Source organism: Erythrobacter sp. NAP1, from assembly GCF_000152865.1.
In the GTDB taxonomy this organism is placed as follows: Bacteria; Pseudomonadota; Alphaproteobacteria; order Sphingomonadales; family Sphingomonadaceae; genus Erythrobacter.
Genome location: NZ_CH672390.1, coordinates 2,648,998 through 2,662,167, shown reverse-complemented (window position 1 = coordinate 2,662,167; position 13,170 = coordinate 2,648,998). Strand labels below are relative to the sequence as shown.

Here is a 13,170-nt window from a genome sequence, read left to right as displayed (position 1 = left end):
AGGCTTCAGTTGCCCTTGATATAGCGCGGCGGGTTGGGCCGCGGGACAGGGCGAGGCTCTGGAGTGGGGGCGGGGATCGTGCGCGCTGCGCCAGGAATGACCTCTTCGCGCACTGTCTCGCGCACGATTACGCGCTGCTGCTGCTCGTATCGTACGGGCACATATACAATCTGTTGAGGGGGCGCGTAGCTGTATTGGTACGCTGGCGCATATCCATAGCCGTACCCATACGGGGCCGGCGGCGCATATCCCGGGTAGGCCGGTGCAGGAGCAGGGATTGTACGGTAAGCATAGCGCGGACCGGAGTGGCCATATTGCGAAAGGTAGCTGTCGAGAGCAGCCTCGCAGTCATAGTCACCGCGGTCATTGCGTCCTCCGCCGATCAGGCTGCCAAGGAGCACCCCACCGATACCGCCAGCGCCAGCACCGATTAGAGTGCCGGCAAGCCTGTCACCGTCGGCGACGCGGTTTCCGATGATGCCGCCGGCGATCGCGCCGAGCAGGCCGCCGATGATGCCGCCCTTTTCGCGGTCATCGCGCCCATTCGTGCGGCGCTCGCACTCGGCGATCCACTGGTCGCGCTCGAAAACGCTTGCTGCCGGGGCGTACCCGTATGAGTGACCTTGAGCAGGAATGGCACGGTGAGCATTGCGCTCATCACCGCGATACTGCTGATATTCCATCGCATAGGGCGCTGTGCTTTCGATACGCCTTGTGCGCGTGATCGTCTCGACACCATCTGCGTCAACGGTAGTCTCCGTGAGGTCAGTGATAGTCGGCGCAGTGCGATATTCTGCAGGGAGTGCTTCGACTTCGGCGACACTCATTGGTGTAGGATCAGCAATTTGGGCCTGCGCCGTGGCCGGCATCATGAGCCCGCTCATTGCTACACCAGCCACTGCCAGACTTGAGAACGCCTTGATCGTCATAACTAAACCCCCGAAAACTGGGCGCGCGACTCGCATGGAGCGATGCACGACGCGTGATTTGGCGCAGGTTTACCATTGGCTAACTAAAGCAACCAAGCGCGCTTGGGGCCTTGTCTCGTTTCGGGGCGATCTTGCGCGGGAGGCTAAGGCTCAGATTCGATCTGCGAGCAGTTCGGCCAGCCGTTCCAACCCTGCGGCATCATCTTTGCCGAAGCGTGCAGGCGAAGGGCTGTCGAGATCAATTACTGCGACGACTTTGCCTTCACGCACGACTGGGACCACCACCTCAGAGCGGCTGGCGGCATCGCAGGCTATGTGACCCGGAAAAGCATGCACGTCCTCGACCAGCTGGGTTTGCGCTTTCTCCGCGGCAGCACCGCAGACGCCGCGTCCGATTGGAATGCGAATACAGGCAGGACGTCCGACGAACGGTCCGAGCACGAGTTCTTCTGCACCGGACTTGCTCTCGCCAACGCGGTAAAAGCCTGCCCAGTTAAGGTCGTCCACGAACTCCCAGATCAGCGCGGCAACGTTCGCCATGTTGGCAACGGCGTCCGGCTCGTCGGAAGTGAGCGCGTCGGCCGCATCGACCAACTGGCGATAGCGCTCCGCGACATCGATTGACGGGTCGGGTTTGAAATCAAACATGGTTCTTCCTGGTGAGCGTCCAGCTCTGGAAAACTGAAACGCAGAACAATCGGGTTGTCGGCAGCGATGCTCCGACCTATTCCGCCTACATGGGAATTCTACGCAAACTCGCAATCGCTCTCGTCGTCTTTATCGCAATATTGGGCGCCGGTTTCTTCTTCCTGTCGCGCGGCGACACTGCGGATCTGTCGGTCGATGCAGTCGCAGGAACTGACCCCACCCTTCAGGCACCTGAAGCCGAAAGCTTCCCAACGGTGCAGATCGCCAAGCCAATAGGCTGGGAAGAAGGGCAATTGCCCGACGCTGCAGAAGGTCTGACCGTCGGCAGGTTTGCAGAAGGCCTCGAGCACCCGCGTGTCCTTTATGCGCTGCCCAATGGCGATGTTCTGGTTACTCTCACCCGCTCTCCCAAAAGCGCCGATGACGGCGAAGGCGGCATCATGGCCACAATCCGCGGCTGGGTTGCAAGTTATCTCTTCTCCGAAGCAGGTGCGGCGGGGGATTCTCCGAACCAGATCATCCTGCTGCGCGATGCGGACGGTGACGGCGTCGCTGAGATCCAGGAAACGATACTGAGCGATGGGCTGGATTCCCCGTCAGGTATGAGCTGGCATGACGGAACGCTGTTCGTCGCAAATCATGACGCCGTGCTGGCGTGGGATTACGAGCTTGGGAGCGAGGCCGTCACCGGCTCACCGCGCAAGCTTATGGATCTGCCCGCTGGTGGTGGCCACTGGATGCGCAATATGGAGATCCATCCCGACGGCGATCGGCTCTATGTGGCTGTCGGTTCGGTCAGCAATATTGGCGAATCTGGCATGGAGGTCGAGGAAGGGCGCGCTGCGATCTGGGAATACAACTTGGAGAACGAAACGGCTCGTCCCTTCGCTGCTGGCCTTCGCAATCCCAATGGTCTCGATTTCAGCCCCTGGTCGGGCGAGCTTTGGACGACGGTAAACGAGCGTGACATGCTCGGCTCAGATCTTGTGCCAGATTATCTCACCAACGTACCGCTTGGTGCGCAATATGGTTGGCCTTGGGTGTACTATCGCGAGAACATCGACCGCCGTGTCGAAGCGCCTATGCCGCGATTCTTGCTCGAATATGCGCGTAATCCTGAATTCGCTCTCGGCCCGCATGTCGCGGCGCTCGGACTGGTTTTCACCGCTGAAGGCCACCGGATGGGCGAAGACATGGCGAGCGGCGCTTTCATTGCCCGCCATGGATCGTGGAACCGCAAACCACCATCTGGCTACGATGTAGTCTACGTCGCCTTCGACGAGTTCGGAAAACCACAGGGCAAGCCCGTCCCCGTACTGACAGGCTTCCTAAATGAAGATGGCACGACGAAAGGTCGCCCCACTTGGGTTGAATGGGCGAGCGATGGCTCCCTTCTGGTTTCCGATGACACGGCAGGGATAATCTGGCGGACCTACGCACCTGATTCCGAGCCTGGCGCAGCGATCGCGCGGCGCACGGGCGCTCCGCTCAGGCCGCAAGGAGAGTTGGTCGACCCGCGTGCCACCTTCGAGGAAGATTATCTGCGGCAACAGGCCGGACAGGAGATTCGTTAGAGCGCTTTTCCTGCTCTGCCTGCGACTTCGTTTGCAAACTGATAGGCAATTCGGCCCGAGCGGTTGCCGCGCGCAACGGCCCATGCCAGCGCTTCTTCTTCGTCGAACAAGAGGGCCAGCGGATCGGTATAGGCGCGCACGATCTCAAGGTAGGTGGCCTGATCGCAGGGGTGAAAGCCAAGCGTAAGGCCAAAGCGATCGGCGAGAGCCAGGGCATCGTCGCGCTCGTCGCGTTCGTGCCGCGCGGCGTCTTCTTCGTGACCACGCTGAACAATGGCCCGCCGGTTTGATGTGACGGCAAGCCGGACGTTGGGTGGACGAGCGACCACCGTCCCATCGAGAAGGCTGCGCAGTGCCAGGTTTTCGTGTGGTTTGCCTTGTGCAAACCCCAGGTCGTCGAGGAAGAGCAAGTAGGCACGATCCTGCTTTGCCAAGGTGTCAATCAGTCCTGCAATTGAGCCAAGTCCATCCGATGCGACCTGGACAAGTGCCAATGCGCCTGGGTGCTCTTCGCCCTGCCATACGCTTGCCGCGCGGATGAGCGCGGATTTTCCCATGCCGCGAGAACCCCATAGCAACATATCATGCGCGGCAGCGCCTGTGGCGAGGCGCTCAAAATTGGTGCAGACCGCCTTCTTCTGCCGGTCGATACCGCGCAAAGTCGCAAGCGGCACAGTCTCGAGGCTGCCGATTGCGGCAACCGTGGTCCCGCTCCACACATAGGCGGGTGCGCCGAGCCAATCGATCGGCGTGGTCACCGGCGGCGCCAACCGCTCCAGCGCATCAGCAATACGCTCAAGTGGTTCGCGGCGTTCGGTCATTCGGGTTCAGCCTGCCAGCTTGTCGGAAGGGAGAGTGTAAAGCAGATCGGCGCCGGCCATTGCGCCCGCCTTAAGGCCAGCGGCTTCAGGTACGATCCTATCGAGGAAGAAGCGCACCGTGACCGGTTTGGTCTCTGCCAGCGAAGGCGCCGCACCTTGCGCGACTGCCTTGTCCTGTTTCATCAACTGCCAGCCAGCTACCGCAACTGCCGCCATGGTGCAGAAAGGAACGCTTCCCGCAAGACGATCATCGAGGCTGGCTTCGTCCTGCATCCAGCGGGCAATGTCGGCGCAATCCTTCGCCAACGCGGCGAGCCCTGCTTCATCGCCCGCATCGCGCGCGATCTCTTCGAACAATGCAATCATGGCTTCACCGCCCTCAAGGCCGAGCTTGCGCGTCACCAGATCGGCGGCCTGGATGCCATTCGTGCCTTCATAAATCGGGGCAATCCTGGCATCGCGCCAATGTTGAGCTGCGCCCGTTTCTTCGACGAAGCCCATGCCGCCATGGACTTGCACGCCGATCCCGGCGACCTCGACACCGATATCGGTGCCCCAGGCCTTGAGAAGCGGCACCAGAATTTCCGACCGGTTCTTCGCATCGGCGTTTCCGATTGTGCCCCGGTCAACCTGTCCTGCGCAGTAATAGAGAAGCGCTCGGGCACCCTCGGTGAGAGCCTTCATGCGCAAGATCATGCGGCGCACATCAGGGTGTTCAATGATTGCGACTGGGTTTTTGTCCGGCGAACCGGCACGTGCAGATTGCACACGGTCGGTGGCGTAAGCGATCGCCTGCTGGGTCGCGCGCTCACCGATTTGTACGCCTTGGTTACCGACATTGATGCGGGCGTTGTTCATCATCGTGAACATCGCCATCAGTCCGCGGTTTTCCTGTCCGACCAGCTCACCAATACATTCGCCATTGTCACCATAGCTCATGACGCAGGTAGGCGAGGCATGGATGCCGAGCTTGTGTTCGAGGCTCACCGGGCGAAGATCGTTGTGCGGACCAAGCGACCCGTCGTCATTTACGTGATACTTTGGCACCACGAAGAGCGAGATCCCGCGCGAGCCTTCTGGTGCACCGGGAAGGCGGGCGAGCACCAGGTGAATTATATTCTCGGCAAGCTGGTGGTCGCCCCACGTTATGTAGATCTTCTGACCCGCGATCCGATACTTGCCAGCATGCTCGCCTTCGGTGATCGGTTCTGCGGTTGAACGAAGCGCACCGACATCGCTGCCAGCGGCTGGCTCGGTCAGGTTCATCGTACCCGACCACTTGCCGCTGACGAGGTCGGGCAGGTACATGGCTTTCTGCTGGTCGCTGCCGTGATGCTCGAGAGCCTCGATGGCGCCGACCGACAGCATCGGCAGTAGGCTGAATGCCATGTTGGCCGACCCGAGATTCTCAAGGACATTGCAGGCGAGAGTGAAGGGCAGGCCTTGTCCGCCATGCTCAGTCGGGCTCGCAATCGCGTTCCAACCTTGCTCGACATAGCCCTGATACGCTTCGGCGAACCCGTCCGGCAGGCGGACCACGCCATTCTCAAGCTTCGCCCCTTCAAGATCTCCGATCCGATTGAGAGGAGCGAATTCGCCGGCAGCGAACTGACCCACCCCCTCGACGATAGCTTCGACCAGATCGGCTTCCGCGTGAGCAAATGTTTCTGTTTCAGCGAGCTGTTCGATGCCTGCATTGACTCGGATGGCGAGCAACTGGTCCTGGGTGGGAGGCGTGTAAGGGGTCACGTTGCGTTGGTCCTCTTTCTCGTGCGGCCATGCAGCCAAAGTCTGCTTGGCAAGTTGACGCTTCAGATATAGCGCGCAGGCATGACCGACAAGGACGCTACGGAAATCATATCGCCTGACGCGGCTGGAATCGCGAGGGCCGCAGATCATCTCACTTCAGGTGAACTTGTCGCAGTGCCGACCGAGACCGTCTATGGTCTCGCAGCACGCGCCGACAGCGCAGACGCGGTCGCGAAGATATACGCGGCTAAGGGGCGACCGGATTTCAACCCGCTCATCGTGCACGTTCGTGACATTGAGCAGGCGCAGGGATTGGCCGAGTTTGATGATAGAGCAATCGACTTGGTCGAAAGGTTCTGGCCCGGACCGTTAACGCTCGTTCTTCCAATACGCTCCGATGCCGCTATCGCAAAGGCGGTGACAGCTGGCCTACCAACGATTGGTCTGCGTCAGCCGTCACACAAAGTCATGCAGGCAGTGCTTAAATCGGTCGGCGTGCCTCTTGCCGCTCCGTCGGCCAATCGAAGCGAACATATCAGTCCGACCCGCGCCGAACATGTGACCGCCTCGCTGGGTGATAACGCTCCACTGATCCTCGATGGAGGACCAAGTCAAAGCGGGCTTGAATCGACGATCGTTGCTTTGAGACAGTCGGGTGATTGGAATCTTCTGCGTCCTGGCCCTGTCACCAAGGAGACTCTTGAGCGCATTCTTGGCCCGGAAAGCGAAATTGAGGGATCTAGCATCGAAGCACCCGGCCAGATGGAGCGGCACTATTCGCCGGGCAAGCCGATGCGGCTGAGCGCGTCAGAAGTTGCGCAAGAGGAGTTCTTTATCGGCTTTGGATCGCTCGAAGGTGACTGCAATCTCTCGGAAGCCGGTGATCTCAACGAAGCGGCTGCTCGCCTTTATGAGTGCCTGCATCTTGCCGCAGCATCAGACAAGCCCGCCATATCGGTCGCGCCTATACCCTATGGTGAAGTGGGCCGGGCCATCAATGATCGGCTGAGGCGTGCAGCGACGCAGTAGTGTCAGCGAGGCTCGACCGGGACTGTTGGAAGCAGTTCCTGTATCTCGGCATAGACTTCGCGCGCCTCTTCGCAGGCTTGGCGGTCACCGTTCTCGCAATCCTCGCTCAATTCACGATATTCGCGCTCCAGCTTGCCGAGACGTTCTTCGCGGCGGCGAATTTCGCGTCCTCGCGCTTCATCGGCTTCCGACTGGCTGGTCGTAGCAAGATCGACCGCTTTGCCTGCCGCACGCACCGGTGCGGTGACGACATTTGCTGCGGTTTTCACCAGGCAGCCAGACAGCATTAGCGACATGGCCACTAGGCCCAATACAGCAGGAGCGCGCATGGCAATCACCTTGCGCGCTCCCAGTGATAATGCAAGCCGGGAGTTGCCCGGAAGTGCTTAATCTGCGGCCACTTCTTCGGTCGCGCCAGCGTCAGCTGTCTCCGGACCAGGGCGGCAGGTCAGCGAACCCGAGCCGGCCGTCGACACGGTGCAGGTGGCAGAGCCAACCACGACCACATCGCCCGAACCGGCGATCTCCGCATCGACCTTGCCGTTCGAAGCAAGAGTAACATTACCCGAGCCCGCGATTTCGACGCTCACATCGTCAGCAGTGAGCTCTGCGAGCCGGACATCGCCAGATCCGGCGATCTCGATTGAGAGGACCGAAGCGGTTCCCGCAGCCATCACATCGCCCGAGCCCGCGATTTCGACATCGAGCCGGTCGGCTTCAATGCTGTCGACCGTGATCGCACCTGACCCGGCGATTTCGATCTCTGCCGTACTTGCCATGCTGGCGGCTTCGATCGTGCCACTGCCGGCAATCCCGAGAGCGCCAGGCGCGGGCATGGTCATGCGCACTATTGCAGGGCGCGAGCCATCATAAATCTTGCTGTCGCGCGCAATCGTCAGCCGGTTTCCGTCGCGATCAAAACGTAGCGCATCGCCGGCTTCGTCATGGCCTTCGAGTGTGATCGTGAGCGCATCGCCTTCTGCGATCATCACCTTGTCTGGGCCTGCCAGCGTTATTTCGGTTGGGGCATCGCCTGACATGTCGAGCTCAGCAAGCGGAACGCCCTCAACTTCGCCCCAGTCGTTAATGTAGGCACAGCCGGAGAGCGATGCTCCAAGCGCAAGCGCTGCCAGCGCACTTGCGCCCTTTTTCATGTTTTGCCCAAATCCACGGAACATCGAACCCTCCAAGTATAAACAATGTGTATTGCCGATATAATACACTGGCAGAGGGCTTGCAAGACGGCTTCGTGCCCAAAACGAGAAAGGGCCACCAAAAGGCGGCCCTTTCGAATTTCTGGACAGACGCGACTTACTTGCTGTCGTCGTCGTTGTCGTAATATTGCGGAGCATGCTCGCGAAGCACTTCGAGAATCTTCTCAAGTGCGGTCGGCTCGTCGGTTTCTTCCATCGCAGCAAGCTCGCGTGCGAGACGGCTCGATGCCGCTTCGAAGATCTGGCGTTCGGAATAGCTCTGCTCGGGCTGGTCGTCCGGACGGAAAAGGTCGCGGGTGACCTCTGCGATCAGAACGATCTCGCCGGAATTGATCTTCGCTTCGTATTCCTGAGCGCGCCGTGACCACATGGTGCGCTTGACTTTCGGTTTGCCCTTCAGCGTGTCCATCGCCTCTTTCAGGGTCTTGTCCGAAGACAGCTTGCGCATGCCGATCGATTCAACCTTGTTGACCGGAACGCGCAGCGTCATGCGCTCTTTTTCGAATCGCAGAACATACAGCTCAAGCTGCATGCCGGCGATTTCTTCGCTTTGCAGTTCAATCACACGGCCAACGCCGTGCTTGGGGTAAACAACATAGTCGCCAACGGTAAAGGCGGGCGCATTGCTTGCCATGCGAGTTCCTTTCATGCGGCCCAACAACTGTCAGAAAATGCAACATCTTTCCTCTGCGGTTCAGCAGCTCGATATCGAGAGCTGGACCGGGGCGATGCGTTCTGGAGCTGTTTTAGCTGGTAGCGGGCCTTTCTGGTTTCACGTCCGCGATCGGGTCCGACCGGCGCGGTTGCCTCATTATATAGCACAATCGCAACAATATTGCGAGTCTGACGTATTTAGTGAGCGTTGCGCCGAGAAGCGGCGGCGATATGAGCGCCGAGCAGCAACAGATATGCTGACAGGTACAACCATGTCAGGAATACGACAATCGCACCAAGCGATCCGTAAGTCGCGTTGTAGTTTCCGAAATTCGCAGCGTACCAGGCAAAACCAGCGCTCGCGATCATCCATCCAACTGCAAAAGGCAGCGCGCCGCGAAACGCTTCGCGCAAGGTTACGTCGTCGACGTTAGGAACGATACGATAGGCGAGAAGTGCCCCGCCGAGCCCTGCGATTGCAGCAACAACAAGACTGGCTGCTGCTTCACCCGAGTTGGAAATTGCATTGGTAGCCAGTGTTGTCAGGGCCGCGACCAGCCCGAAAGCGATGATTGCTCCAACAGTGATGCACAAAGCGAGCAGGTTGGCCTTGATGAAGCCCCGGCTTTCCGCCGCAGCAAAGGCTACGTTGAAAGCGGTGATGACAGCTCCCGCGGCAACGCGAGCTGCGAAGATTGATAGAGCAATAGCCAGAATCAAACCCAGCCCCGATGTGTCGGTGCGATTGTCGGTGATGTCTTTGAGCTGATCGCCGATCAATTCTGCAGCCGAAGGCGGAAGCGTTCTGGCGAGCTCTCGCGAATTCTCGGCAACAAGCGCCGGGTCGGCAAGCAACCCGTAAGTCAGCACGATTGCTGCAAGAAGCGGCATGAAGGACAGGAAAGCGTAATAGGTGACGCCTGCCGCTAGCAGCCCGGCATTGTTCGCCTGAGCCTTCGTCCAACCTGCTTTCAAAATGTGTAGGTAACTATGCATGCTCACCGAACGCGCCAAGGCGCCCGGCTGTTCCATGGCTTAGCGGAAGCCTAGCTTCTTAGTCGCCTTCGCCCGGCTCTGCGCTGAAGTACTTTTCGAACTTGTTCTCTTCGCCCTTGTGCTCGTCTGCATCGGCGGGCGGGTCCTTCTGGCTCGTAATATTCGGCCATTCGGCAGAGAACTTGGTGTTGAGCTCGAGCCATTTTTCAAGGCCGTCCTCGGTGTCCGGGAGAATTGCCTCAGCAGGGCATTCCGGTTCGCAGACGCCGCAATCGATGCACTCGCTGGGATTGATAACCAGCATGTTGTCGCCCTCATAGAAGCAATCGACCGGACATACTTCGACACAGTCGGTGTATTTGCATTTGATGCAGTCTTCGGTGACGACGTAAGTCATGTGAGCGCTATTCCGGTTGGTGATGCGATATTGAGCGCGCCTGCTATGGGCATTTTCCAAGGCGGGTCAAGGCCAGTATCGTTTTTGAAACGTGTCCCACCGTTTGGACAGCGCGATCCTGGCCTAGGCCATGCGGCTCCACGCTCGCTCAGCCTCACTTGGCGAAAGGCGGCGGTCGGGTAGCTTCTCTATTCGCGCTACGCAGATTTCGCCACGATAGGCGAGTGTCAGGACATCGCCGACACCCACCTCGCAGCTGATCTTTGTTATGCGCGTTGAATTCAAGCGCATCCGGCCGCTCAGGATCATCGCCTTCGCGATAGAGCGTGTCCGGGCAAAACGAAGAAAAACGAGCAGGCGGTCGAGGCGCATTGTGCCTTCCTCGCCGCTCGTCGAATTCATCCTTTCAGGAGGTCCGCAAGGCCGTCAAACGCACCGCGTGCACGCGCAGGTCCAGTATCGTGCCGCGGCGCCGGTTTGCCCTTGCCGCCTTTCTGGTTGCCCCGGCCAGGTTTGCGCTTTGCGTCCGCGTTTCTCTTTCCCGATTGGGGCCCACGACCTTTCCCCTTGCGCGCTTCGCCTCGCTTTGGTCGGCGCTCGTCACTTGCTCGGCGCGGTCTCCAGGTCCAGCTGTCGGGCGCCGCAGGGCCGAAAGCCCCTTCTTCCAGCTCGCGTGCGCGCCGGAGGCGGAAACCCGCGCTGCCGAGCAAGCGACGGGCGTTGTCCTCTTCAAGACCGATAGATACCGGCAGCGAAAGATCGAGGGAGAAGCGCGGATTGCGCTCCTTGCCTGCTTTTTCGTTCGCCTTCGCTCGCGCCTCGAACGCTGCGCGGAGGATCTTCTCTGCCAAGTCGACCCGGATCAACTGCTTGCCTGCGAGGCGATACCCTGCAGGAATTGCATCGCTTTCCGGAAGCACGGGCAGCATTGCTTCCTGAAGTGGCCTAGTGTCGAGCGCCAGTTTGTGAAGCAGCTGGCGCGGTGCCGGCTTGAGCAGATCGCGCGCAAAGATGTCCAGCGCGCCAAAGGTCACGCCCAGCTTTCTCAGGAACGGACGCATTTCCTTGGGCAAATGTTCAAGCCCGGCTTTCTCACGTCCGACCACACCGCGTGCGTCGATCAGCGTCACAAGCAAGGCGCGCGCCTGGCTGCCGGCTTCCGGATCGTTTGCGGCCTCTGCCAGTTTTCGCAGCGGGGCAAGCGGCTCAAGCTGGACCGTCAGCCAATTGCCGAGCCCTGCTTCAAGCCGTGCTTTTGCGTCCTCGGGAATGGCAGCGGTCTCGCGTGTGAACTCCAGCCGGGGTGCAGCGAAATCATCAGGCACAACGATCCTGGCTAGCTCGCGCCCTTGCCAAACGATCGCTCCGCCTTCGATCGCAAGGTCCTCCATTCCAGCAGCCAGCAATTGGTCAGCGCGTTGCGCCAGAATAGCGGGCAACGCTTTCTCGCCGGCGGCGAGCAGCATCTTGCGGTCTGCGACGCCAGCATCGGGGTCGACGCTGAAGCGGAAACCGTCGAGCTTCCCGATCGTCTCACCCTCAACAGTCAGGCTGTCGTCGGGTTCTAGTGTTACGGGAAGGGATCCTCCGTCCTGTCCCAGCGATTTCATCAAAATTGCAGTCCTCCGGTTGACGAACCGTTCCGTGAGACGCGCATGCAGCGCGTCTGAAAGTTTAGCTTCGACCGCACGCGCGCGTGCCGCCATTTCGTCGCGCGCCAGAACCCAATCGGGCCGCTGGCAGATATAGGCCCAGGATCGGATCGCGGCGATCCTGCCCTGGAGTGTGTCGATATCGCCCTGCATCCGGTCGAGTTCTGCGATGCGGGCGGCCACGAAGTCGGCGCCAATATAGCCTTGTTGCAGGTCTTGCCAGAGCCTCGCGACAAATCGCGCATGAGGATCGACGCCCAGCTGTCGAAAATCAGGCAGAGAGCAGGCCTCCCAGAAACGGCGCACGCTGCCCTTTCCCTTGACCGATTGCGCGATTGGCTCACTTGCAAGCCGTTTGAGAACCGCCAGATCAATGGCTTCGGGAGCGGCGCGCAGAGCCTCGTGCTCGGGTCGCGATTCGAGATCGCCCATGAGGGTCGCGAGCGTGTCGAAGCGCGGCTCAGCTTCTCGCCAGTGTAGCTTTGTCAGCGGGGCAAACCGATGTTCCTCGATCGCGTAGATCTCCTCCTCCGAGAACTCGATCGGAGCGCCAGAGCGGCTGCCACCACCAGTCAACACGCCAAAGCTGCCGTCGGTCTGATGTCGACCTGCCCGCCCGGCGATCTGAGCCATCTCCGAGGGCGTGAGCCTGCGTTTGCGCCGCCCATCGAACTTGGTCAAAGCGGCGAACGCTACGTGCTGGAGATCAAGGTTGAGCCCCATGCCAATCGCATCAGTGGCCACGATGTAGTCGACTTCTCCTGACTGAAAGAGCTCAACCTGCTTGTTGCGGGTTTCCGGCGAAAGCGCTCCCATGACCACCGCGGCTCCGCCTCGAAAGCGCCGCAATGCTTCCGCCATTGCGTAAACCTGCTCTGACGAGAAGGCGACGACCGCGCTGCGCCGAGGCAGCCGCGATAGCTTGGCGCTCCCGGCGTGAGTGAGGGTGGAAAACCGCGGGCGCTCGACCATTTCCGCACCCGGGATCAGCTGTCGCACCAGCGGTTCCAGCGTCGCGGACCCGAGGATCATCGTCTCTTCACGCCCACGCGCGTTTAGCAGTCGGTCGGTGAAAATATGACCGCGCTCCGGGTCCGCACCGATCTGCGCTTCATCGATCGCTACAAATGCGTGGCCTCCGCCAAGCCGGTCCATCGCTTCGGCAGTACAGCAGAAATAGCGGGCATCGGGCGGTTCGATCCGTTCTTCGCCGGTGATCAGGGCGACTTGCGCATCGCCCTTGATCGCGCGAACCCGGTCGTAAACCTCCCGTGCGAGCAGTCGCAGAGGAAAACCCATCATTCCCGAGGAATGCGCGCACATTCGCTCGATCGCGAGGTGGGTTTTACCGGTGTTGGTGGGGCCAAGCACCGCTCGCACATGGCCGCCTGAGTCATTGAAATTGTTGCGGGTCACGTCACCGCTTGTGTCAGCCGCGCCGCCTCGGGGCAATCCCAAGTTGGGATTGCGTGTAGATGGACGTTTGCCGACGCCGGGCATGTAGGTA

General features: G+C 60.2%; 13 protein-coding genes. 2 read left to right on the top strand and 11 right to left on the bottom strand.

Annotation, left to right across the window (positions count from 1 at the left end):
• Positions 1-5 precede the first annotated feature (5 nt).
• Both NAP1_RS16045 and NAP1_RS12695 read right to left on the bottom strand, forming a co-directional pair.
• Complete coding sequence (locus NAP1_RS16045) at positions 6-827, bottom strand: hypothetical protein (RefSeq protein WP_156777272.1); 822 nt, start codon at positions 825-827, stop codon at positions 6-8.
• A gap of 252 nt (positions 828-1,079) precedes the next feature.
• Positions 1,080-1,577: a GAF domain-containing protein gene (locus NAP1_RS12695; protein ID WP_007165713.1), complete on the bottom strand. Its 498-nt coding sequence runs from the start codon at positions 1,575-1,577 to the stop codon at positions 1,080-1,082.
• Between the two features lie 89 nt (positions 1,578-1,666).
• On the opposite strand from NAP1_RS12695, the gene NAP1_RS12690 reads away from it, so the two are divergent.
• Positions 1,667-3,151 carry a sorbosone dehydrogenase family protein gene (locus NAP1_RS12690; protein WP_040465024.1) on the top strand — a complete coding sequence of 495 codons (1,485 nt, stop codon included), beginning with the start codon at positions 1,667-1,669 and terminating at the stop codon, positions 3,149-3,151.
• Here the strand turns inward: NAP1_RS12690 and NAP1_RS12685 are convergent.
• The gene (locus tag NAP1_RS12685; protein WP_007165711.1) at positions 3,148-3,972 is read right to left on the bottom strand and encodes a DUF815 domain-containing protein; all 825 of its coding nucleotides are present in this window, start codon (positions 3,970-3,972) and stop codon (positions 3,148-3,150) included. The two genes, NAP1_RS12690 and NAP1_RS12685, sit on opposite strands and share 4 nt — an antisense overlap.
• A 6-nt stretch (positions 3,973-3,978) precedes the next feature.
• Positions 3,979-5,721: an acyl-CoA dehydrogenase gene (locus NAP1_RS12680; protein ID WP_040465023.1), complete on the bottom strand. Its 1,743-nt coding sequence runs from the start codon at positions 5,719-5,721 to the stop codon at positions 3,979-3,981.
• An 81-nt stretch (positions 5,722-5,802) separates the two neighbouring features.
• Here NAP1_RS12680 and NAP1_RS12675 point away from each other — a divergent pair, with 81 nt between their 5' ends.
• Positions 5,803-6,750, top strand: coding sequence for an L-threonylcarbamoyladenylate synthase (locus NAP1_RS12675; protein ID WP_007165709.1), 948 nt, complete (start codon positions 5,803-5,805; stop codon positions 6,748-6,750).
• 2 nt (positions 6,751-6,752) lie between these two features.
• Here the strand turns inward: NAP1_RS12675 and NAP1_RS12670 are convergent, their stop codons facing one another.
• The 7 genes from NAP1_RS12670 to NAP1_RS12640 form a co-directional block, all read right to left on the bottom strand.
• Positions 6,753-7,046, bottom strand: coding sequence for a hypothetical protein (locus tag NAP1_RS12670; RefSeq protein ID WP_007165708.1), 294 nt, complete (start codon positions 7,044-7,046; stop codon positions 6,753-6,755).
• A 90-nt stretch (positions 7,047-7,136) separates the two neighbouring features.
• On the bottom strand, positions 7,137-7,904 hold the full coding sequence (locus tag NAP1_RS12665) for a head GIN domain-containing protein (protein WP_050750429.1): 768 nt from the start codon (positions 7,902-7,904) through the stop codon (positions 7,137-7,139).
• Between the two features lie 157 nt (positions 7,905-8,061).
• Positions 8,062-8,598: a CarD family transcriptional regulator gene (locus NAP1_RS12660; RefSeq protein ID WP_007165706.1), complete on the bottom strand. Its 537-nt coding sequence runs from the start codon at positions 8,596-8,598 to the stop codon at positions 8,062-8,064.
• Positions 8,599-8,816: 218 nt separating this feature from the next.
• Positions 8,817-9,614, bottom strand: coding sequence for a YihY/virulence factor BrkB family protein (locus NAP1_RS12655; protein ID WP_040465022.1), 798 nt, complete (start codon positions 9,612-9,614; stop codon positions 8,817-8,819).
• A 58-nt stretch (positions 9,615-9,672) separates the two neighbouring features.
• Positions 9,673-10,011: a ferredoxin FdxA gene (gene fdxA / locus NAP1_RS12650; RefSeq protein ID WP_007165704.1), complete on the bottom strand. Its 339-nt coding sequence runs from the start codon at positions 10,009-10,011 to the stop codon at positions 9,673-9,675.
• Positions 10,012-10,134: 123 nt separating this feature from the next.
• Positions 10,135-10,413, bottom strand: coding sequence for a S4 domain-containing protein (locus tag NAP1_RS12645; RefSeq protein ID WP_007165703.1), 279 nt, complete (start codon positions 10,411-10,413; stop codon positions 10,135-10,137).
• Complete coding sequence (locus NAP1_RS12640) at positions 10,410-13,079, bottom strand: helicase-related protein (protein ID WP_007165702.1); 2,670 nt, start codon at positions 13,077-13,079, stop codon at positions 10,410-10,412. Before NAP1_RS12640 ends, NAP1_RS12645 begins: the two co-directional genes overlap by 4 nt.
• Positions 13,080-13,170: the final 91 nt, after the last annotated feature.

Bases quoted from the DNA above. Each gene is read 5' to 3' on its own strand.
- NAP1_RS16045 (WP_156777272.1), bottom strand. From the start codon at position 827: ATGAGTGTCGCCGAAGTCGAAGCACTCCCTGCAGAATATCGCACTGCG.
- NAP1_RS12695 (WP_007165713.1), bottom strand. From the start codon at position 1,577: ATGTTTGATTTCAAACCCGACCCGTCAATCGATGTCGCGGAGCGCTAT.
- NAP1_RS12690 (WP_040465024.1), top strand. From the start codon at position 1,667: ATGGGAATTCTACGCAAACTCGCAATCGCTCTCGTCGTCTTTATCGCA.
- NAP1_RS12685 (WP_007165711.1), bottom strand. From the start codon at position 3,972: ATGACCGAACGCCGCGAACCACTTGAGCGTATTGCTGATGCGCTGGAG.
- NAP1_RS12675 (WP_007165709.1), top strand. From the start codon at position 5,803: ATGACCGACAAGGACGCTACGGAAATCATATCGCCTGACGCGGCTGGA.
- NAP1_RS12670 (WP_007165708.1), bottom strand. From the start codon at position 7,046: ATGTCGCTAATGCTGTCTGGCTGCCTGGTGAAAACCGCAGCAAATGTC.
- NAP1_RS12665 (WP_050750429.1), bottom strand. From the start codon at position 7,904: ATGAAAAAGGGCGCAAGTGCGCTGGCAGCGCTTGCGCTTGGAGCATCG.
- NAP1_RS12660 (WP_007165706.1), bottom strand. From the start codon at position 8,598: ATGGCAAGCAATGCGCCCGCCTTTACCGTTGGCGACTATGTTGTTTAC.
- NAP1_RS12655 (WP_040465022.1), bottom strand. From the start codon at position 9,614: ATGCATAGTTACCTACACATTTTGAAAGCAGGTTGGACGAAGGCTCAG.
- fdxA (WP_007165704.1), bottom strand. From the start codon at position 10,011: ATGACTTACGTCGTCACCGAAGACTGCATCAAATGCAAATACACCGAC.
- NAP1_RS12645 (WP_007165703.1), bottom strand. From the start codon at position 10,413: ATGAATTCGACGAGCGGCGAGGAAGGCACAATGCGCCTCGACCGCCTG.